The organism is Rhodanobacter sp. C06, assembly GCF_002001105.1.
In the GTDB taxonomy this organism is placed as follows: Bacteria; Pseudomonadota; Gammaproteobacteria; order Xanthomonadales; family Rhodanobacteraceae; genus Rhodanobacter_A.
This window is the reverse complement of the sequence record NZ_MUNP01000036.1, coordinates 87,562-109,587: the sequence shown is the minus strand read 5'-3', so window position 1 is coordinate 109,587 and position 22,026 is coordinate 87,562. Positions and strand designations below refer to the sequence as shown.

The 22,026-nt window shown below is 68.4% G+C and carries 11 protein-coding genes; 3 read left to right on the top strand and 8 right to left on the bottom strand.

Annotation, left to right across the window (positions count from 1 at the left end; all coding sequences use genetic code 11):
- The first annotated feature begins 11 nt into the window (after positions 1–11).
- Entirely contained in the window at positions 12–2,906 is a 2,895-nt protein-coding gene (locus B0E52_RS04960) for a GGDEF domain-containing phosphodiesterase (RefSeq protein WP_077482273.1), read from the top strand.
- Between the two features lie 5 nt (positions 2,907–2,911).
- Here the strand turns inward: B0E52_RS04960 and B0E52_RS04955 are convergent, their stop codons facing one another.
- The 8 genes from B0E52_RS04955 to B0E52_RS04920 all read right to left on the bottom strand — a co-directional run bounded on the left by B0E52_RS04955 (position 2,912) and on the right by B0E52_RS04920 (position 18,858).
- The gene (locus tag B0E52_RS04955; protein ID WP_077482272.1) at positions 2,912–3,898 is read right to left on the bottom strand and encodes an alpha/beta hydrolase-fold protein; all 987 of its coding nucleotides are present in this window, start codon (positions 3,896–3,898) and stop codon (positions 2,912–2,914) included.
- Positions 3,895–5,385, bottom strand: coding sequence for an MFS transporter (locus B0E52_RS04950; protein WP_077482271.1), 1,491 nt, complete (start codon positions 5,383–5,385; stop codon positions 3,895–3,897). The genes B0E52_RS04955 and B0E52_RS04950 overlap by 4 nt, the downstream gene beginning before the upstream one ends.
- A 206-nt stretch (positions 5,386–5,591) precedes the next feature.
- A complete protein-coding gene (locus B0E52_RS04945; protein WP_077482270.1) occupies positions 5,592–7,781 on the bottom strand; it encodes a Six-hairpin glycosidase-like protein in 2,190 nt (729 codons plus the stop codon).
- A 183-nt stretch (positions 7,782–7,964) separates the two neighbouring features.
- Entirely contained in the window at positions 7,965–10,001 is a 2,037-nt protein-coding gene (locus B0E52_RS04940) for a glycoside hydrolase family 13 protein (protein ID WP_139351587.1), read from the bottom strand.
- A 146-nt stretch (positions 10,002–10,147) separates the two neighbouring features.
- The gene (locus B0E52_RS04935; protein WP_077482268.1) at positions 10,148–12,511 is read right to left on the bottom strand and encodes a TIM-barrel domain-containing protein; all 2,364 of its coding nucleotides are present in this window, start codon (positions 12,509–12,511) and stop codon (positions 10,148–10,150) included.
- 121 nt (positions 12,512–12,632) lie between these two features.
- The gene (locus tag B0E52_RS04930; RefSeq protein ID WP_077482318.1) at positions 12,633–14,189 is read right to left on the bottom strand and encodes an alpha-amylase family glycosyl hydrolase; all 1,557 of its coding nucleotides are present in this window, start codon (positions 14,187–14,189) and stop codon (positions 12,633–12,635) included.
- Entirely contained in the window at positions 14,186–15,790 is a 1,605-nt protein-coding gene (locus B0E52_RS04925) for a tryptophan halogenase family protein (RefSeq protein WP_077482317.1), read from the bottom strand. The genes B0E52_RS04930 and B0E52_RS04925 overlap by 4 nt, the downstream gene beginning before the upstream one ends.
- A 131-nt stretch (positions 15,791–15,921) precedes the next feature.
- Positions 15,922–18,858: a TonB-dependent receptor gene (locus B0E52_RS04920; RefSeq protein WP_077482267.1), complete on the bottom strand. Its 2,937-nt coding sequence runs from the start codon at positions 18,856–18,858 to the stop codon at positions 15,922–15,924.
- Between the two features lie 457 nt (positions 18,859–19,315).
- Between B0E52_RS04920 and B0E52_RS04915 the strand changes: the two genes are divergently transcribed.
- Positions 19,316–20,932, top strand: coding sequence for an alpha-glucosidase family protein (locus B0E52_RS04915; RefSeq protein ID WP_077482266.1), 1,617 nt, complete (start codon positions 19,316–19,318; stop codon positions 20,930–20,932).
- Positions 20,933–21,141: 209 nt separating this feature from the next.
- Entirely contained in the window at positions 21,142–22,023 is an 882-nt protein-coding gene (rhtA, locus tag B0E52_RS04910) for a threonine/homoserine exporter RhtA (RefSeq protein WP_256363973.1), read from the top strand.
- The last annotated feature ends 3 nt before the right edge of the window (positions 22,024–22,026 follow it).

The following is a 22,026-nucleotide window of genomic DNA, read 5'->3' as shown; positions in this document are numbered from 1 at the left end:
GGCGTGTTCCCATGGAGCGTAGCCAGTCCAGATCGGCGGCCGAGCAAGCCTTCGAACGCATCAGCGAGGCGTACGTGGCGCTGGACGCGGACTGGCGCTACACCTACGTCAACGCGGCCGCCTGCGCCTTCCTCGGACGACGTGCCGAGGAGCTGCTCGGCAGGCACATCTGGACCGAATTCCCGGAAGATGCCAACCGGCCGTTCCGCGTAGCGTACGAACAGGCGATGGCCGAGCAGCGGCCGCGTACCGTCGAGGCCTTGTTCGTGCCGCTGGGCCGCTGGTTCGAGAGCTGCGTGTACCCCGCGCCGGACGGGCTCACGATCTTTTTCCAGGACATCGACGAGCGCAAGCGCGAAGAGGAGCGCCTGCAGGCGCAGCAACGCCTGATGGAGCAAGCGCAGCGGCTGGCGCGGGTCGGCAGCTGGAGCTGGGAGGTCGTCGCCAACCGGGTCAACTGGTCGGACGAGCTGTATCGCATCTACGGCATCGATCCGGCCAGTCACGCGGCCACCTTCGAGGCCTATCTCGCCTGCGTGCATCCGGATGACCGGGCGCGCGTGCGCCACACCATCGAACGCGCGCTGCACGAAGGCGGCGCGTTCGAGTTCGAGGAGCGCATCTGCCGTCCCGACGGCGACGTGCGCGTGCTGTACAGCCGGGGCCTGGCGGAAACCGGTGCGGATGGTCGCGCCGTACGCATGCAGGGTGTCTGCCAGGACATCACCGCGCGCAAGCGCGAGGAGCGCATGGCCGCCGGCCAGCACGAGATCCTGCTCGGCATTGCCGCGCAGCAGCCGCTGGCGGAAAGCCTGCGGCGCATTGCCCTGCTGCACGAATCGTTGAATCAGGGCGCGCTGTGCTCGCTGCTGCTGCTCGATGCCGATCGCCGGCACGTGCTGCACGGCGCCGCGCCCAGCCTGCCCGAAACCTACAATCGCGGCATCCACGGCCAGGAGATCGGCGAGGGCCGCGGCTCCTGCGGCACCGCCGCGTCGCGCGGCGAGCGGGTGATGGTGGGCGACATCGCCACCCACCCGTACTGGACGTGCTATCGCGAGCTGGCGCTGGCGCACGGGTTGCGGGCGTGCTGGTCGACGCCGGTGCACGGCAGCCATGGCGAGGTGCTGGGCACTTTCGCGGTGTACTACCGCAGTCCGCGCGAGCCGTGTCCGGCCGAGCTGGCCGACATCGATCGCATGCTGCCGATCGCCAGCATCGCCATCGAGAGCGAGCACCTGCTTGCTCGCCTGCGCGAACGCAACCGCTTCTTCGAGATGGCGCAGGAAGTGTTCTGCATCCTCGATCCGCGCACCGGGCGGCTGGTGCAGTTCAACGCCTTCCTGCAGCGCCTCACCGGATGCAGCGCCGACGAGTTGCGCGCGCGCGACTACCGCGAGTTCCTGTTGCCGCTGCCCGGCGAGGATCCGGTCGCGTCGGTGCTGGAACCCACTGGCGTCGGCGCGCAGGCGCGCGAGGCGGTGACCCGTTGCGTGGCCAGGGACGGCAGCGAATGCTTGCTGGAATGGACCGTGTTCGCGTCGCCCGACGGCTTGCTCTATGCGGTGGCGCACGACATCACTGCCCGCCGTCGCGCCGAGCAGGACCTGCGGCACGCGGCCAGCCATGACGCGATCACCGACTTGCCGCGCCGACTGCAGCTGGAACGCTCGCTCGCCGGGTTGTTGCAGGGTGGCGAGGCGCCGGTGTGGGTGCTGATGGTGGGCCTGGATCGTTTCCAAGTGGTCAACGAATCGGTGGGCCACGTGATCGGCGACGACGTGCTGCGGCGCGTGGCCGGCCGCCTGCGCGCGGCGCTGGACACGCGATGGCAGATCGCCCGCATCGTCGGCGACAAGTTCGCGGTCGCGGCGGGCGGCCTCGGCCGGGAGGCGGCGCTGGAGCTGGCCGAGCGCCTGCGCAGCGTGGTGGCGCGACCAATCGAGGGACAGGACTACCGCTTGCTGCTCACCGCCAGCGTCGGCATCAGCCACTCGCCCGAGCACGGCGACACGCCGGCGGCGCTGCTGCGCGGCGCCGAGGCGGCGATGATCCAGGCCAAGCGCGATGGCCGCGACCGCGTAGGCGAGTTCAGCGTGGCGCAGAGGCGGGCGCTGGAGGAGCGTGTGCTGCTGGGCAGCCGCCTGCGCGACGCGGTGCGCGACAACGAGCTGGAGCTGTACTACCAGCCGCAGTACAGCGCGCTCGACCACGCACTCACCGGCTTCGAGGCTTTGCTGCGCTGGAACTGCGGCGAACTGGGACGGGTGATGCCCGTGCGCTTCATCCCCGTCGCCGAGGCGCTGGGCCTGATGCCCGAGATCGGCGGCTGGGTGTTCGCGCAGGCGGCGCGGCAGTTGCGCGAATGGCTGGATCGCGGCCACCGCGGCTTCACGCTGGGGGTGAACGTCTCCGCGCAGCAGCTGTTGTACCCGCACCTGGTCGAGCAGCTGGCCGCCGCGCTGCAGCGCCACGCCGTGCCGCCGGCGATGCTGGAGATCGAGATGACCGAGAGCGCGCTGATGGAGAACGTGGCGCGCATCCGCGCCACCCTGGCTGGCCTGAAGTCGCTCGGCGTGCAGCTGGCGCTGGACGATTTCGGTACCGGCTATTCCAGCCTCGCCTACCTGAAGCAGTTCCCGATCGACAAGCTGAAGATCGACCAGAGTTTCGTGCGCGAGCTGCCCGACAATGCCGGCGACGGCGCGATCGCGCAGACCATCATCGAGCTGGGCCACCAGCTGCGCATGCTGGTCGCGGCCGAAGGCGTGGAGACCACGGCCCAGGCCGTCTTCCTCGCCGGCCTGGGCTGCGACGAGCTGCAGGGCAACGGCCTGGGTGCGGCATTGCCGGCGATCGATGCCGAACGCTTCTTCGCCGCGGCGCGCGGCGCGTTCTCGGCGTAGCGGCGTCAGCGCCCCGCGCGGCCATCGTCCCAACGCAGGAACAGCGGCAGCATCTTCGCCCATGAAGCCTGCTGATGCTTGCCGCCCGGCAGCAGGTAGACGGCGACGTCGGCACGGCGGCCGGGATGGGCGGCATAGTTCGGATTCACCGTGTAGCCGAGCTGGCGCAGGCCGCGCAGGCGGAATCCGTCGGACGAACGGTAGCCGTCCACGAGGTCGCGGATGTCGCCGATCACGTCGATCACGCCGTCGTGGTCGCGGTCGTTCGTTTCCTCGGTGGTGCCTGCGGCGAACCAGAAGCGCAGGCCGGGCCGTTTCGGGCCGCGGTCGACCATGCGTTGCGCCAGCCGCGTGCGTTCCACCGTGGCGTCGCTCGTGCGGTCGGCGGCGAGCCAGAACGAGGGCGAGAACGCCCCCACGCGGCCGAACACCTCCGGGTACTGCCAGCCCAGGTTGAACGCGTTCAGTCCGCCCAGCGACCAGCCCAGCATGCTGCGCGCGGCGGCATCGCGGCGGGTGCGGTAATGCGCGTCGATGTACGGCACCAGCTGCGTGGCGAGCCAGTGCGAGTAGTCGTGGGCGCGCCGACCGACCGGGCCGTATTTGGTGTCGGCGGACAGGCTGCGCCCGCTGGCGCGGTCGGACAGGCCGTAGATGCCCATGCGGTCGCGCAGCATGTGCACCGCCACCACGATAGGCACGCGGATCGCGTGCGCGCGGCACAGCGCGGCGAGCGTGGGCGCCAGCCCGACCGCGGGCATGTCCTGGCCGTCGTCGGCGTAGATCGTGCGGTAGCGCTGGCTGGAACCGGCGTAGTCGCCGGGCAGGTAGACGTCCACGGTGACGCGTTCGGGCGCGAACGCGGGGGCGTCGAGCTGCAGCGTGCGCTGGGTGGGCGTGCAGTCGTCGTGCGCGAGCGCGTGCAGCGGCCAGCCAAAGAGCAGCGGCGCAAGCAGCAGCGCGAACAGGGCGCCGCGCGAGCGGCGCTTCATGCGGCCTCGCCTGCAGTCACGGTCATCTCGCGCGGCTCGTGCACGCGCAGCGTGCACAGCCCCGCCACGATCAGGCTGGCGCCGCCCAGCGCCAGCGCCCAGATCGGCTGGTCGTGGAAGAACCACTTCAGCAGCACGCCCAGCACGCTGGCGGCGAGCAGCTGCGGGATCACGATGAAGAAATTGAAGATGCCCATGTAGATGCCCATCTTCGCCGCGGGCAGGTTGTCCGACAGCATCGCGTAGGGCAGCGACAGGATCGAGGCCCAGGCGAAGCCCACGCCGATCATCGAGACGACCAGCCAGTGCGGATCGCGGATCACGAGGAACGACAGCAGGCCCAGCCCGCCCAGCCACAGGTTGATCAGGTGGCTCATGCGCAGGCCGCAGGCGCGCACCAGCAGCGGGATCACGATCGCGGCCAGCACGCCCACGCCGTTGTAGGTGCCCATCAGCACGCCGGCCCAGTTCGCGCCTTCGTTGTAGGCGGCGGAGGTGGTGTCGGTACTGCCGTAGAAGTGCCCGGCCACGGCGGGCGTGGTGTTGATCCACATCGCGAACATCGCGAACCAGGAGAAGAACTGCACCCAGTTCAGCCGGCGCATCTCGCGCGGCATGCCGTACAGGTCGCCCATGATCTGGCGCAGCGCGCCGACGCGACGCGTGCGCGCCAGCCACAGGAACAGCGCGCCGGCGCCGACCAGGCCGCCGGCGAGGAGATACAACTCCGCGCGCAGCGCGTAGTGGTGGATCAGCACGAGCAATGCTGCGCCCAGCAGCAGGAACAGCGCCCCCGGCCGCCATGCGCCGGCCACGTCCGCCGGCTCTGCCGCCACGTGGCTGTCGGCGAAGGCTTCCAGTTGCTCCGGCGGATATTCGCGCGTGGTGCAGATCGTCCACAGCATCGCGCCAAGCAGCACCGCCGCGCCCGCGTAGAACGAATACATCACCGAGTGCGGCACCGTGCCGGCCGGCGCGGTGTTGGCCACGCCGAAATGGGTGAGCAGCCAGGGCAGGAACGAGGCCACCACCGCGCCCACGCCGATGAATACGCTCTGCATCGCGTAGCCCAGCGGGCGCTGGCGCGGCGGCAGCTGGTCGCCCACGAAGGCGCGGAACGGTTCCATCGAGACGTTGAACGAGGCATCCATGATCCACAGCAGGCCCGCGGCGATCCACAACGCGGGCGAGTTCGGCATCGCCAGCAGGGCCAGCGTGGCCAGCACGGCGCCAGCGAAGAAATACGGGCGGCGGCGGCCGAAGCGGTTCCAGGTGCGGTCGGAGCAGTAGCCGATGATCGGCTGCACGATCAGCCCGGTGAACGGTGCGGCGATCCACAGCACCGGGATCTGGTCCACGTTCGCGCCCAGCGTCTGGAAGATCCGGCTGACGTTCGCGTTCTGCAGCGCGAAACCGAACTGGATGCCGAGGAAGCCGAAGCACATGTTCCAGATCTGCCAGAACGACAGCTCGGGTTTGCGGGTCATGGGGTGATTCCTGGCTAAGCCGAATGCTCGCGATGAAACGCATGAAGCCCTCTCCCCCCGAGCAAGGCTCAGGGGTGAGGGTTGGGTGAGGGGGCTTTGCGCTGGTCTTGAAGACCAGGGTCAAGAGCCTCCCCCTCTCCCCAACCCTCTCCCCCAACAATGAAACGGTTGGGGGAGAGGGGGTTTTTGCTACGACGCGGAATGCGTCATGGATGGCTCTCCGCCACCAGTGGCACAACGCGCAGCGCGCCCACGTCGGCCTCGTTCAGCGGCCCGCCGATGCCGCCCGCCTCGCCGGTGTAATGCGCGTTGCCGGCTAGGTAGCTCATGTTGAAGCCCTGCTCCAGCGCGAAGCTGCAGTGCGCGCCCGCGCCCGCGCTGAACTGCGCGGTGGTGGACAGCTGCTCGCCGGTGCTGTGCGGCATCACCACCGGCACGCGCTGTTCGGGGCTGCCCGCGCAGCGTATCGCCAGCATCTTCACCGCGGCAGTGATGCCGGTGTTGACCGGGCCGTGATCGTTGCGATAGCTCAGCGCGACCTGGTAGCGGCCGGCGGCGGGAGCGGTCCACGTGCGCGGCCACGCGCCTTCGACGCTGGCGACCGGGCCTTCGCACTGTGGCGGGCTTTGCAGCGATTCGAGCCCGGCGGCGCCGGTCTGCGTGAGGCTGAAGCATTGCAGCGCGTTCGCCACCGGCACCGCGAGCGTGCCGGCGATCGCGCCCACGCGCTGGCCGTTGAGGTAGAGCACGCCGGGCGCAGTGGCACGCACCTGCCAGTCCGCGCCGTTGCGCATCACTTGCGGCGCGGCCGGCGCCGATGGCGCGAACGGCGGCACCGTGCTGCGCAGCGACAGCTCGGCTGCCTTGATGCCCTTCAGCTGCACCACGCTGTCGTTGCCGTGCTGCGTGATGTCGCCTGCCACCAGCAGGTTGCCGGTCAGCTTCTTCGGCCGCTGCAAGGTGATGCGCCGACCCGGCAGTTGCAGGCTGATCGTGTCCCGGTTGCCGAACAGCATCGGCACCAGCACGACCGGCAGTTTCGGCGCGATGCGGCCGTCGGCTTCCAGGCCGAACACACCTTCGCCCACCATCGCGAGGTAGCCGGCCACGGACCACAGCTGGCGCGGCGAATCCACCACCGGGCCGCTGAGCTTGCCGTCGTCCACGTGGGTGGCCTCGGTGGTGAGCTCGTAGTTCTCCATGTTGGAGCCGGCCAGCGCGGCGCCGCGCATGATCGAGGTGATCTCGAACGCGATGTGCGCGGGGTCGTCGAGCTGGCGCGCGGCACGCAGCGCGTAGGCGCTGACGAACGGCCAGATCGCGCGGTTGTGGTAGATCGGCTGGTCGGTGCGCTCGGGCCAGATCACCGGGCTGCCGGCGGGCCACACCGGGTAGTTCGCCAGCGATTGCCGCGCGCGCGCGTCGTCGGCCACGCCGCTGGTGATCGCCAGCGCCAGGCCGAGCAGATCGTACGTGTCGTAGGGCGCGCCGTCGCCGCCGAGGTAGCTCATGTACATGCCGCGGTCTTCGCGCCAGAAACGCGCGTTGATCGCGGCCTTCAGCGCCGCGGCCTGCGCCCGGTAGTCCGCCGCGCGCGCGTCGTGGCGCTGTTCCGCCATTTGCGCGGCGAGTTCCAGCGCCTGGTAGTGCAGCACGTTGGTGGACAGCGCGTAGGACTGCGCGATCGGCACCACGTCGTCCGCCATCCAGGCGGGGTAGGTCTGCTCGCGCCAGTCGAGGAAGGAGGTCTCGCCGCGGTACAGGCCCATGCCGGCGTCGAACGCGTACTGGCGATCCTGCGCCAGCGTGGCGGTCAGCGCCTGCCAGGTGGTGTCGGCGAAGGCGGCATCGTCCAGCAGATGACGCGCGGCGAGGAACCATGCCACGCGGTCGGTGCTCACCGGCCAGCTGCCGCCCGAGCCGGTGTCCTGTACCACGAACGGGCCTTTCGGCGTGCCGGGCACGCGCGAGTCCGACAGCTTGAAGCGCAGCCCGTTGCGCGCGCGCGCGGCATCGAAGCGCCACAGGCCCAGGTCCACCGCGTAGGACAGGTCGCGCGTCCACACGTAATGCCACTTGTCGCCGGTTTCGAAGCAGGTGCAGGGGATCGGCCGGTCGTGATCGTAGGCGGCGTCGTGGATAGCCGTGACCGAATCCTGGCGCAGGTCGTCCTGCGCCATCGCGTACAGGCCGTCGAACAGCGGGCTCGCGGTCTGCACTGCGTACGGCGGTGTCGGGATCGTGCGCTTGGCGTGCGCCGCCCGCAGCAGGAAGCCGCCGCCCGGCTGCACCTGCATGCTGGCGTTCTGGCCGCGCCAGTGCAGGCTGTCGTGCCAGAGCGGGCCGTGTGCGCCGGCGGTCAGTGCCAGCATCAGGCTGCTGAAGATGCTCATCATCTCGATGTTCCCTCGATCCGGCCGGCGGGCAGCGGCGTCATGCGCTTGCCCGCCGCCTGTACGTCAGCGGCCCCCCGTGGCCGGACCGCCGCGTGTGCCATCGCGCGGTGGAGTCCGGGGCCAGTGTACGCAGATGTGCCCGTGCCTGTGTCGGGAACCCTTCCGCCACGGTTGGAAGGGTGGTCATTGCGCGAGGATCGCGCCGTAATGGCCCGCCACGCTCACCGTGACATTGCCGCCGCTGACGGTGTACTTGCTGCCGCTGATCAGGTCGGTGACCTGGCTGCCGTTGGTCATGCTCTCCTCGTACACCGGCACGGTCACCGTCTGCGTGTTGCCGGTGCCGTTCAGCACCACCGCGATGCGGTTGTTCCGGTCGAAGCGGCCGTACGCGTAGATGTCGTGGGTGTCGTCGGTGAGCAGCGTCATGAACGAGCCGGTGCGCAAGGCCGGATAGTTGTTGCGGATAGCCACCAGCTTCTGGGTGAGCGCCACCGCGCTGTTGGCCGTGGTCGCCTGCGACCAGTCGAAGGTGCGGCGATTGTCCGGGTCGGCGCCGCCCTGCATGCCGTACTCGTCGCCGTAGTAGATCGTCGGCGTGCCTACGTAGGTCATCTGGAAGAACAGGCCAAGGTAGGTCTTCCAGATGTCACCGCCGCAGCGCGTGGCGAAGCGCGAGGTGTCGTGGCTGCCGAGGAAGTTCGTCATGGTCTGCTGCACGTCGATCGGCAGGTCGGCGCGGGTGCCGTGCAGCCAGCTGTCCAGCTGGGTGGGCGTGAGCGTGGCGCTGTTGCCGCTCTCGTCCACGCCGCAGATCCACTCCGACGCGGGCTGGGTGAAGCCGTTGTAGTTCATCGCGCCGTCCCACTCGCGACCGTCGTCCAGCCAGGCCGAGGCGTCGCCCCAGTATTCGCCGAGAATCTCCGCGTTCGAGTTCATCGCCAGTACCGCCGTGCGCATCTCCTGCATGATCTGGTGGTTGGTGGCGTCGCTGCCGTTGTTGCCGCCGGCATCGAGGTACTGCGCCGCGTCCAGCCGCCAGCCGTCGATGCCGTAGGGCTGCGCCAGCCAGGCCTGCATCACCGAGCCCGAATTGCCGTATATCTGGTTGCGCGTGGCCGAGCCGCTGGCACCATAGTCCAGTTTGGGCATGCTGCCGATGCCGAAGAAGGTGCTGTAGCTGCTCGGCCAGGTCTGGAAGGTGTAGTAGCCGTAGTACGGGCTGGCCTGCGACTGGTACGCGCCCTGCTGCGGGCAGGAGATCGAGCCGTAGCTCGCCTTGCCGAACCAGCAATTGCTGTCGCCGCTGTGGTTGAACACGCCATCCAGGATGATGTAGCCGTGTGGACCGTTGCCGCTGCTGTGCACGTCGGTTATAAGCTGCTGCAGCGTGGCGTTGGTGCCGAAGGCGGGGTCGACGTTGTAGTAGTCCTGCGTGTCGTACTTGTGGTTGGTTGGCGAGGCGAAGATCGGATTGAGGTAGACGATGTCCGCGCCGATGGTGTTCTTGATGTAGCCCAGCTTCTGGTCGACGCCGGCAAGGTCGCCGCCGAAGAACACCGCGGTGTTGCAGCCGCTGACGTTGGCGGTGACGCTGCTGCCCCAGGCGTGCTGCTCGGTGGCGCAGCCGGCATAGGTGTACTGGCCGTTGGTGACGTCGTTGCCGGTGTTGCCGTCGTAGAAACGGTCGGGGAAGACCTGGTACATCACGCCGTTCTTCATCCAGTTTGGCGTGGTGAAGCCGGGGATGATGAAGAAGTCGCCGGACGAAGGCTCGCTTGAGGTGATGCCGGCGGCGTTGTACCAGGCGGTGGCCGTGCCGTCGTTGATCTGGAAGCGGTAGTACTTCTCCGAGCTGCTGGCCGGGATGGTGCCCTGCCAGAGGTCGTAGGTGCCGGAGGCGTCGTTCGCCGTCCAGTGCATCGCCACCCAGTGATACTGGCCGTCGGCGCTGTCGTAGTACTTGATGTTGGCGCTGGTGATGTCGCCCTTGAAGGTGCGGAACGTGAGCGTCACCGGCGTGCTCGCCGTGGGCTCGGGCGCACTGTCGTACAGCGGCCCCTGGTCGTGGAACAGGCCTGCCCATTCCACGTTGTTGTCGTTGCTCGCCGCGCGTGCGGCGCCGCTCCACAGCGACGCGCCGGACAAGGCCAATGCCAGGCACAGGGCCAGCGGCAGCCTGTGCAGGCCGCGTTGATCGCGCTTCATCGAATGACTCATCAAAACCCCTCCCGTATCGGACTGGGCGCAGGTCGTCGCGCTGGCCGGGCCCAGGGCCGGCGTTTCCTCGCGTGACGGCGATCGAGGCCTCGCCTGGCCATGCAGCTCCACGCATCGCGCCGTCATGGCGCGACGCCGGTACCGGTTCAGTGCGTGCCGCCTGCGCGCAGCTTCAGCGTGCGTGCCGCGCCGGCATCGAGCTTGAGCACGGTGACCGGGCCGTAGCGATCGCTGGCGGTGCTCCAGCCTTCGCCATCGGCGGCTTCCATCGCGGCGGGCGTGGCGTAGTGCTGCAGCGAGCCATCGACCGCATGGGCGGCGAGGCCGTGCACGCGCACCAGGTAATGGCGCAGCGCAGGACGGTAGCTTCCTGCGGGCGCTGCGGTGCTGAAGCTCACCGTGTCGCCGCTGCGCTGCGTGGCGAGGCGCTGCAGGAAGTACGTGCCGCGCTGGTAGTCGTAGGTCTCGCCGTCGTCGTCGTAATAGTCGAAGTGCGTGGCGGTGGCGGCGGGGAACACGTCCACGGTGACGTTCGTCACCGGGTGCTCGGTGGTCCAGTCCATCACTGGCTGGGTCGGGATGATCGCGCCCGCGCGGATGAACAGCGGGATGTCGCTCCAGCTTTTTGCATCCGTAGCCACGGTGATGGTCTGGCCGCCCTGCCAGACCTTGCCGCTGGACCAGTCGGTCCATGTCCCGGCGGGCAGGTAGATGCGCTTCGTGGTCTGGCCCTGTTCGACCACCGGCGACACCAGCAGCCAGTCGCCGAACAGCCAGCTCTGCACGTCGTTGCGCAGGTTCGCGTCCTGCGGCCAGACGAAGGCCAGCGGCTGCACCAGACCCACGCCCTGCGCGCTCGCACGGTGCTGGTAGCCGTAGATGTAGGGCAGCAGCGCGTAGCGCAGGCGGATCGCCTTGGTCGCGGCGGCCTCGGCCACCGGGCCGTACTTCCACGGCTGGCGCTTCTCGTTCAGTTCGCCGTGCACGCGGAAGATCGGCGTGAACGCGCCGAACTCGATCCAGCGCGCGTAGTTCTCGTCGGACGGATGGCCGTGGAAGCCGCCGCCGTCCATGCCCCATTGCATCTCGCCCACGTCGATCGCGCTCAACATGCGCTCGCGCTGACCGGCCATGCTGGCCCAGCCTGTGGCGATGTCGCCCGACCACATGCCGTAGGCGTAGCGCTGCGCGCCCAGCCAGAAGTCGCGGTTGATCGACCACACGCGCAGCGGCGAATGCGCGCGCTGGCCGTCGTACGTGGCGCGCTGCATGTTGAGGAACTGGGTATTGCTCCTGGTGGTGTCGGCCTCGTCGTTCCACCAGCCGACGATGCCGCTGTCGAAGCTGTGCGCCAGCTGCGGGTTGAACCACCACGCGCGCGCGGCCGGCTTGTCGAAGTCGATGTCCTTCACGGGCAGGTGCGAGAAATAATCCGGGCTGGCCTTCTCGCCGGGCAGCCACAGATCGTGCGCGGTGGCATAGCGGCCTTCCACGGTGTCGACATGCACGCGCGGCTTCATGATGCCGGTCATGTGCACGCCGAGGGCATCCATGTCGGCCTTCAGCTTGCCGCTGGCGCCATCGGGGAACTTCACCGGGTTCCAGCTGAATTCGCCCCAGTCCTTGCCCCAGTCCTTCCAGTCGAAATCGAAGGTGAAGGCATCGAGCGGAATGTGCTTGGCGCGGTAGGTGGCGACGATGTCGCGGAATTCCTGCTCGTCGATGCCCCACTGGCTGTTGATGAAGCCGCTGGCCCATTTCGGGAACAGCGGCGCGTGGCCGCTGAGCTTCGCCAACTCGCCGAACAGTTCGGCGGGCGTGCCGGCCAGGATGTAGTAGTCGGCGTCAGGGCGCGCGAATTTGTCGACGGCGATACGGCCCTGCGCGAGCGCGAAGTCCGCGCCGTCGCAGTCCACCAGCACGCCGTAGCCGGCCGTGCTCCACACGAACGGCGCGCCGGGGTGACCCTGCTCGCCGGCCTTCGCCACCTGCTTGCCCGTGCGCAACAGGCCCGCGCGGGTGTCCTTCTCGAAGGCGTCATAGCCGCCGATGCCGTACAACGCGTCGGCAGGCGCGTGATCCAGCACGATGCGGCCTTGCGCGAGCGCGGCGAGGTCGGCCTGCTGCAGCAGCGGATGGCCTTGCGCGTCGCTCACGGCCAGCTTGCCGCTGCGCTTGTCGAAGGTGGCGACGAGACGGTCCGAGCGCAGCGTCACCATGTCGCCGCGCTGCTGCACCTGCGGCTGGAACGGCGTCGAGCTCGCCGGGTGCGGGTCCATCACCAGGCTGGCGGCGGTGGCACCGCTCTTCGGCAGGTAATGAACGTGCAGCACGCCGGGCGCGACCAGTTGCAGCGAAACGCTGCCTTCGCCGAGTGCGAGTTGCAGGCCGTCGCCGCCCACGTTGCGCGCCTGCGTGATGGCGGCCTGGGGCGCGGCCAGCGCGACGGGGGCCAGGCCCAGTCCCAGCAGCACGGTGAGTGCGAGCGCGTGCAGTTTCGGTGTTGTCATCGTGCGGCTCCGGATGGTCTGGTTTTCTCCTCCCCCTGCGTGCAGGGGGAGGCCGGGAGGCGGTGCTTGGGCGTCGGGAGCACCCCGGCCCTCCCCTGCAAGCAGGGGAGGGGAGTGTCGTTCATTGCAGGATCGCGCTGCCGTAGGCGGGCAATGCCAGCTGGCCGTTCGCGACGATGGTGTCGGGCCGGCTGTGCTTCAGCAGCTTGCGGAAGCGTTGCGCGGGCAGCTTCACCGTCTGCGGTTTGCCGGAGAGGTTGTGCAGCACCAGCACGTCGCCGTGCGGGTCGTCCAGCTCCCACGCGGCCACCTGCAGGTCGGCATCGCGCCAGTTGCGCAGCATGCCGTCGCGCAGCGCGGGGATGTCCCTGCGCCACTGGATCAGCATGCGGTACCAGTTGAGCAGCGAGGCAGGGTCGGCCTGCTGGGCCTCGACCGTCACCGCGGGGCCGTCGCCCGCGCTCCAGCCTTCCCACGTGGTCTCGCCCGGGCCCTTGCCGGCGCGGTACCAGCGCATCGGTTCGCGCAGCTGCGGATCGGGCTTCTCGCCGCCCATGCCCAGCTCCTCGCCGTAGTAGATGAAGGGATGACCTGGCAGGGTGAGCAGCATCGCGGCGGCGGTGCGCATGTGTTCGGAGTTGCCGTCCAGCTGGCTCATCACCCGTTCCTGGTCGTGGTTCGACAGGAACGGCGCGTCGTCGAAGCGGCCGTGCGCGGCGGCGCGGTAGGCGGCGTCCATGCGCTCCAGCGTGGCGCCGATGTCGCGGTCGCGCTCCTCCTTCGCGCTGTCGACCAGCCGGGTGGCAAGCGGGAAGTTGAACACCGCATCCAGCGCGCCCATCCACGGTGTGAGGTCGTCCGGGTTCTGCCGAGCCACCTCGCCGACCAGCCAGGCATGCGGGTTGGAGACGTCGATGCCCTGGTGGAATTCACGCCACCACGCGAGGTTCTTCTGCAGCGCGACCGGGTTGTCCGCGTCGGTTTCGCGGTCGTCGTAGACGTGCTGGGCGGCGTCGAGGCGGAAGCCGTCCACGCCCTTGTCCAGCCAGTAGCGGCCCACCTTGATCATCTCGGCGCGCACGGCCGGGGTGTCGTAGTCGAGATCGGGCATCTGCGCCACGAATACGCCCAGGTAATGATCGCCATCCGGCAAGGCATGCCACAGTGGGCCGCCGGTGGCGCTGATCGCCTTGAGGTCGGTGGCGGGCGTGGCCCATTCATACCAATGGCGATAAGGACTGTGCGGGTCCTGCGCGGCCTTGAACCACGGCGACTCGTCGCTGGTGTGGTTGATGACGAGATCCATCACCACCTTGATGCCGCGCCGGTGCGCCTCGCGCAGCAGGCGTTCGAAGTCGGCCATCGTGCCGTATTGCGGGTTGATCGCCTCGTAGTCGGTGATGTCGTAACCGTGGTAGCTGGGCGAGGGGTTGATCGGCATCAGCCAGATGCCGTCCACGCCCAGCGACTTCAGGTAGTCGAGCTTCGCGGTGACGCCGTTGAGGTCGCCGGTGCCGTCGCCGTCGCTGTCGTACCAGCTGCGCACGAAGATCTCGTAGTACACGTCGGAGGGCGCCTGCGCCGTGGCGGCGGCAGGAGGCGTGGCGGCCGGAGCGGGCGCGGCCGGCAGCAGCATGGCGGCGGAGAGCATGAGCGCGAGATGGAGCGGGGTTTTCATGGAGTCTCCGTTGATGCAGTCGTCGGCGTGGCTCGGGCCGCGGCGGCCGCGGGCATGCCGCAATGGCGCGCCACGAATTCGTGGTGCGGCGGCAGCGTGGCCACCGCGCGGCCGACCAGGGTGCGCACGTCGGCGAGGAAGTGGTCGAGTTGCTGGTCGCTGAGCTCGTCGGCCAGCGGATGGTGGCGTGCCGGCGCTATGCCCTGGCCCAGCAGCACCTGCAGCCAGCCGGTCTCGGTGAACAGCTCCTCGCCTTCGCGGAAGATCATGCCGCTGCGGCGGAACAGTTCGATGCGCCGCGCCAGTTCGGGCGGAATGTCCATCGCGCCGCACTGGCGCCAGAACGGTGTGTCGCTGCGCTCGGTGGCCTTGTAGTGCAGGATCAGGAAGTCGCGCACGCGTTCGTACTCGAAACGGGTCTGGCGGTTGTACTCGTCGATCAGTTTCGGGTCGCAGTGGCGGTCGGGGAACATCGCCAGCAGGCGATTCACGCCCGACTGCACCAGGTGGATGCTGGTCGATTCCAGCGGCTCCATGAAGCCGGCGGCAAGGCCCAGCGCGAGGCAGTTGCGGCTCCATGCCAGCTTGCGCATGCCGGTGACGAAGCGCAGCGGGCGCGGGTCGCCCAGCGCCTCGGTTTCCAGGTTCGCCAGCAGCTGGGCGGCGGCCTCGTCGTCGCTGATGAAGCGGCTGCAGTACACGTGGCCGTTGCCGGTGCGGGTCTGCAGCGGGATGCGCCATTGCCAGCCGGCGGTGCGCGCGCTGGCCTGGGTGTACGGCCGCATCGGGCCACCCGGCGCACTGCCCACCGCCAACGCGCGGTCGCAGGGCAGCCAGTGCTGCCAGTTCTCGTAGCCGGTCTTCAACGTGCCCTCGATCAGCAGGCCGCGGAAGCCGGAGCAGTCGATGAAGAAGTCGCCCTCGACCGTGCTGCCGTTGTCCAGCAGCAGCGATTCGATGTGGCCGTCTTCGGCGTGCAGGCGCACGTCGACGATCTTGCCCTCGATGCGCTCGACGATGCCGGGCGCGATGTGCTGGCGCAGGTACTGGCCGTACAGCGAGGCGTCGAAATGGTAGGCGTAGCGGATGCCGCCCAGCGGACTGTTCGGCACCTTGTCCATCCGCGCGAAGCGGTTCTGGGCGGCGGCAGCGGCGTTCAGCGAATGCGCCCACAGGCTCTGCGCGCCGGGGCGGCCGCGGCTGGGCGCTTCTGCGCCTCCTGCGCCCGCGGCACTGGGGCGTCCCTGCACGGCGCGCAGCCAGTAGTGGTGGAACGGCGTCAGCCCCAGCGGCAGGCCGAGGTCGCCGAAGGCGTGGAGGTAGGACTCGCCCACGCGGGTGAAATCGTTGAGCTGTACGCCGAGCTTGAACGTGCCGTGCACGGCACGCAGCATGTCGTCCTCGTCGAGGCCGAGGAAGCGGTTGACGTGCAGGATCTGCGGAATCGTCGCCTCGCCCACGCCGACGGTGCCGATCTCGGCCGATTCCACCAGCAGGATCTTGAGTTGCGAGCCCAGTGCGCGGGCGAGAAGGGCGGCGGTCAGCCAGCCGGCGGTGCCACCGCCCACGATCACCAGCCGTCGTATGCGTGCGTCGTTCATGTCGTCACCCTGGCCGATACCGTCGCCGTCCATGGGACTCCCTTGCACGTATCGGCCACGTCGAAAAAAAGTCCCCGCTGGTTTGCACGCAGCGGGGCACGGGGAGTACGCAAAAACTTCGGTGCAGCCGCTTACTGGAACTTGTACGAGGCGCCGATCGAGTAGGTGCGGCCGTAGCGTTCCCAGGTCTGTACCTGGCGGGGGTCGTTGTTCTGGAACGTGGTGAAGATCTTGTTCGAGAGGTTCGAGCCCGTCGCGATCAGGGTCAGGCCCTTGAAGCGGCCGCTGTCGAACGTGTAGCTCACCTGGGCGTCGTAGGTGCTGCCGCCCTTCAGCGTCTGCTCGATGCGTGTGGCGCTGATGCCCGACACCTCGCCCAGGAAGTTCGAGCGGTAGCTGTCGCTGATGCGCGCCTCGAAGCCGTTGTGCTGGTAGTAGATCGTGCCGTTCGCGACCCACTTCGACAGGCCCGGCACGGTGATCGGCGAGGAGTTGCCGGCATAGACCAGCGAGCTCTTGGTGCGGTTGCCGGTGAGGATGGTGCCGAAGCCGTCGAGCACCGGGGTGAGCAGGTTGAACGGCAGGTTCAGCGTGCCCTGGATGCCCTTCACGTAGCCGCGACCGTCATTGGTCGGACCGCTGACGATGCCGTAGGGAGTGCCCAGCTGGCTCACCTGCGCCGGGCTCAGGGTGAACGGCAGGAAGGAACTGAAGTCGTACAGGAAGGACGCGTTCGGGTTGATGTAGTCGTGCAGGTCGATGAAGTAGCCCGACACCGAGAAGTAGCCGCCACCGCCGCCGCTGCGGCACAGGTCCGAGTTCTTCTGGTCGGTGGAGTTGCACTGGTAGCCGCCCGTGATCGGACCCGAGAAGTAATGCTCGTAGCTGACGTTGTAGTTGTCGGCCATGGTGGGCGTGAGCTTCGGGTTGCCGCCCGAGGCGCTGAAGTAGGCCTGGTTCGGGTTGGTGCTCTGCAGGAGGTTGATGTTGCCGGTCACGCCCAGGCCTGCATTCATCTGGTCCATGCGCGGACGGGACAGGGTGCGGGCGGCGCTGACGCGCAGGTCGTCGTTGTCGGTGAAGCCGAAGATCAGGTTCGCGCTGGGCAGGTAGCGGGTGTAGCTGGTGCTGCCGGCCACCGGGATCAGCTCGATCGCGTTGCCGGTGGTGGCGCTGCCCGGCGCCACGCGCTCGCCGGTCGCACGCTGCGCGGTGTGCTGCATCTGCATGCCGAAGTTGCCGCGCAGGCTGATGCCGCCCAGCTGGGTGTCGATGTTGAACTGGAAGTACGGCGTGAAGACGTTCTCGTGCGTCGTCCAGTTCGGCGGCGTGCCGGTGTTGGAACCAAACGTCGGCACGTTGACCAGGCTGCCGTTGTCGATCAGGGCGAACGGGTTGTAGCAGAGCTCCGGGCCGATGCCCATGAACGACAGCGGATCGCAGCTGCTGCCACCCTGGATCGCTGCGGTCTTGACCGCGTTGCCGCCGCTGAGGGTGCCGCCGCCAAGCGTCAGGAAGGCCTGGTCGATGTTGTAGGACTTGTTGCGACGGCTGTTGCTCACGCCGAACTCCAGGCTGGAGAACGGGCCGCTGGCGAAGCTGCGTTCGACCGCGATGCGCGCGTTGGCGAGGTAGTCGACCGTGCGCGGCGCGTTGATGAAGCCGGCCTGTACCACATCGCTGCCGGCACCCCAGCCCTGCGGATCGGTCAGCATCACGCCCTGGGTGTAGTCCAGTGACGGGCTGAGGTAGAGCAGGCCGTTGTTGGCTTCGTTGAAGCCCACCGTGTCGAGTGCGCCGCCGCTGGCGCCGTAGCCGGTGCCGGAATAGCTCTCGAGGTCGACGTCATGGCGGGTGGCGCGCGAATAGTTCATGTCGGCGTCCACCGACCAGTTTTCGTTGATGGTGAACTTGTTGTCCCAGTTGAAGTTGTAGACCCGCGCGCTGGTGCTGTTGTAGTCGTTGCGGATCACCGGTTTGACGTTGCCATAGGTGCCGCTCTGCACGAAGCCGCCCCCGTTGATGTGGGGGTCCGGTATCACCACGCCGCCGGGCTGCAGCTGCGCGGAGCTGTAGAACAGCGGGAACTCCATGCCCTTCGCCTGCTGGGTTTCCTTGTAGTTGTCGTAGGTGACGTCGACGGTGCCGGTGTAGAACTCGTTCGGCTGCCACTGCACGGTGGCGAGCAGGCCGTTGCGCTTCAGGGAGTCGGTGATGCCGTAGTTCTTCGAACCGCCGATCACGGCGTTGCCGTTCGCATCGGTGGCGTAACCCCACGGTGCCTGGTGCTCGATCTGCGAGGGGTTGTCTTCCAGGTCCACGCCCAGGGTCACGCCCACGGTATGGTTGGCGAACTGGTCCACCCACACGCCGTTGAGGTTGCGCCCGGTGTTGCTGACGCCCTTGCCATTGGCCAGCTGGGACATGTCGTTCCAGATGTACTTGGCATTCACCGCCGCCTCGGGGCCGCTCTTCTCCAGCGGGCGGATGGTGTGCATGTCCACCGTGCCGGACAGGCCCTGGCCGATCAGGTCGGCCTCGGGGCTCATGTGCACCACCACGTTGTCGAACCAGCTTGACGGGTACTGGTCGAACTGCACGTCGCGGTTGTTCGAGGTGGAGACCTGCTGGCCGCCGTTGACCAGTGCGGTGGAGAAATCGGGGCCCAGGCCGTGGATGGTCAGCACCTGCGGGCGACCGTCCACGGTCTGCACCGCGAGACCGGGCAGGCGACCCAGCGAGTCGGCGATGGAGACGCCCGGCAGCTTGCCGACCTGCTCGGCCGAAATCGCCTCGACGATGGTGCTGGCGTTCTTCTTCAGCGCGGTGGCGTTCTCGATGCTGCTGACGAAGCCGTTCACCTGCACGGCTTGCATCTGCTTGGCCTTGTCCTTCTTGTCGCGCGCGGACTTGGTCGTGTCGGTGGACTGATCGTTGCTGGTGGTGCTCTGCTGGCTGTCCTGCTGCTGCGCGGCGGGCGCCGGCGCGGTGGCGGCGCTGGCCACGGCACAGGTGCCGAAGCAGGCCGACGCGATCGCCATGGCCAGCAGCTTGTGTTTCATCAACATGTCTCGTCTCCCCACGAAATGGTCGGTGTCTGTCGTTGTCGCGGCGTGAACCGTCAGGCGATTCCATCGACGGCTTCGTCGGCAGTCGGCTTGCGTCTGCGCATCCCGTCGCGTGCCTCGCATGTTAGGCCGGCGTTTTCGGCGCGAACGATTCGTGCATACGTATTCATGACGCAATGCCTTCACTTTCGTTGCGGCGCAACAACACGTGGCGGCGCGACTCGGCATGACCCGTCGCGCGGCGCGCGAAGCCGCGGTACGCCTGCATCGGCGCGTGGCGGCAGCGCTGGATTGAAATCGTTTGGACGTCCATTTGTTGCAAACGCATGACGCGCCTGCAGCATCCATGAATACGTATGCAGCACTGTGCGGTATCGCCATGCCCTGCCACTAAGCTGGGCGCCGTTCGACGACAGACGGCCCGCAGCGCCGTCTGTTTCACGTCATGGGGCAAGCAATGACCGACACACCGTGGTGGCGCGGAGCCGTCATCTACCAGATCTACCCGCGCAGCTTCCTCGACACCGACGGGGACGGCGTGGGCGACCTGCCCGGCATCATCGAGCGGCTCGATTACGTGGCCGGACTGGGCGTGGACGCGATCTGGATCGCGCCGTTCTTCCGTTCGCCGATGGCGGACTTCGGCTACGACATCGCCGACTACCGCGACATCGACCCGCTGTTCGGCACGCTGGCCGACTTCGATGCGTTGCTGGCAAAGGCGCACGCGCTGGGACTGAAGGTGATGATCGACCAGGTGCTCAGCCACACCTCGGCCGAGCACGCGTGGTTCCGCGAAAGCCGGCAGGGTCGCGACAACACTAAGGCCGACTGGTACGTGTGGGCCGACGCGCGCGAGGACGGCGGCCCGCCGAACAACTGGCTGTCGCTGTTCGGCGGCTCGGCATGGCAGTGGGAGCCGCGCCGCGGCCAGTACTACCTGCACAACTTCCTTACCTCGCAACCGGACCTCAACTTCCACCACCCGGACGTGCGCGCCGCGGTGCTGGACAACGTGCGCTTCTGGCTGGAGAAGGGTGTGGACGGCCTGCGCCTGGACGCGATCAACTTCTGCTTCCACGACGCCGCGCTGCGCGACAACCCGCCCAAGCCCAAGGCCGAGCGCACCGGGCGCGGCTTCAGCCCCGACAATCCCTACGCGTTCCAGTACCACTACTACAACAACACGCGACCGGAGAACCTTGCGTTCCTGGAGGAGCTGCGCGCGCTGATGGACCGCTACCCCGGCAGTGCCACGCTGGGCGAGATCTCCTCGGAGGATTCGCTGGCGACGATGGCCGAGTACACCAGCGGCCATCGCCTGCACATGGGCTACAGCTTCGAACTGCTCACCGACGACTTCAGCGCCGCCTACATTCGCGACACCGTGCGTGCGCTGGAAGCGAAGATGACGGAGGGTTGGCCGTGCTGGGCGATCTCCAACCACGACGTGGAGCGCGTACTCAGTCGCTGGGGCAACGGGCACGGCTCGGCCGCGATGGCGAACCAGCTCACCGCGCTGGTCTGCTCGCTGCGCGGCTCGGTCTGCGTGTACCAGGGCGAGGAGCTGGGCTTGACCGAGGCCGAGCTGCCCTACGAGGCGCTGCGCGATCCCTACGGCATCGCGTTCTGGCCCGAGTTCAAGGGGCGTGACGGCTGCCGCACGCCGATGCCGTGGGGCGACGGCGAGCATGCCGGCTTCAGTGGCGCCATGCCGTGGCTGCCGGTGCCGCCCGAGCATCGCGCGCTGAACGTGGCGCGCCAGCAGGCCGATCCCGCCTCCGCACTCAACGGCTACCGCCGTTTCATGCACTGGCGCCGCACCCAGCCCGCATTGCGCCACGGCACGATGCGTTTCCTCGACACGCCCGAGCCGGTGCTGGCGTTCGTGCGCGAGCTGGGCGAAGAGCGCGTGCTGGTCGTGTTCAACCTCTCCGCTGCGCCGGTGGAATTCGCGCTGCCGCTGCCCGGGGAGCTGCGACCGCTCGAAGGCCACGGCCTGTTGGCCGGCACGCTGACCGGCGAGCGACTGCGCCTGCCGGCCAACGGCAGCCTGTTCGCGCGGATGACCTGACTGTAGGAGCGCACCCCCGGATCAAGTCCGGGGCGGGCTCTGCGCGCGATGGCTCCGCCGTCGATCGGAGCAAAAGCAATCGCGCACAGCGTGCGCTCCTACGGGTCTGTTGCGAGGGCGAGGGTGTCGATGCGCCTTTGCCCGTGGCCGGGATGGGCATCACGCGCAGACGCAGGCATCATGACGGCCCGTCCCCCTCGATCGCCCCCGTGTCTGCGCGCTCCTCCCGTGCTTCAGTGCTTTTCGCGGTCGGCATGCTGCTGGTCAGCATGAGCTCGTACCAGTTCGGTGCCGCACTGGCCAAGCAGCTGTTTCCCGCGATCGGCGCACAGGGCGCCACCGCCTGCCGGCTGGGTCTGGGCGCGCTGATCCTGCTGCTGGTGCGGCGGCCGTGGCGTACCTGGCAGCGCGGCCGCGACCTGCGCGCGCTGTGGGGTTACGGCCTGTCGATCGGCGTGATGAACCTGGTGTTCTACCTGTCGCTGCGCACGATCCCGCTCGGCATCGCGGTGGCGCTGGAGTTCACCGGGCCGCTGGCGCTGGCGCTGTTCGGCTCGCGCCGGCTGCAGGATTTCATCTGGATCGCGCTGGTGATTGCGGGCCTGCTCCTGCTGTTGCCGCTGCGCGGGCAGGCGCATGCGCTCGATCCGGTCGGCGTGCTGTACGCGCTGACCGCGGGCGTGGGCTGGGCCTGCTACATCGTGCTGGGCCAGCGCGCGGGCAGCGCGCACGGCGGCGACGCGGTGACCTGGGGCACCTCGATCGCGGCGCTGGTGGCGATCCCGGTCGGCGTGGTGCATGCCGGCAGCGCGCTGTTCGACCCCGCGCTGCTGCCGTTCGCGCTGGGCGTGGCCGTGCTCAGTTCCGCCCTGCCGTACTCGCTGGAGATGGTGGCGCTGACCCGCCTGCCCACCCGCAGCTTCGGCACCTTGCTGAGCCTGGAACCGGCGATCGCTGCGGTGGCTGGCGTGGCCTTGCTTGGCGAGCACTTGAGCCTGCTGCAGTGGTTGGCGATCGCGGCGATCATCGTGGCCGCGGCGGGCACCGCGCTCAGCGTGCGCAAGCCGATGGCGGAACCGCTGGTGAATTGACGC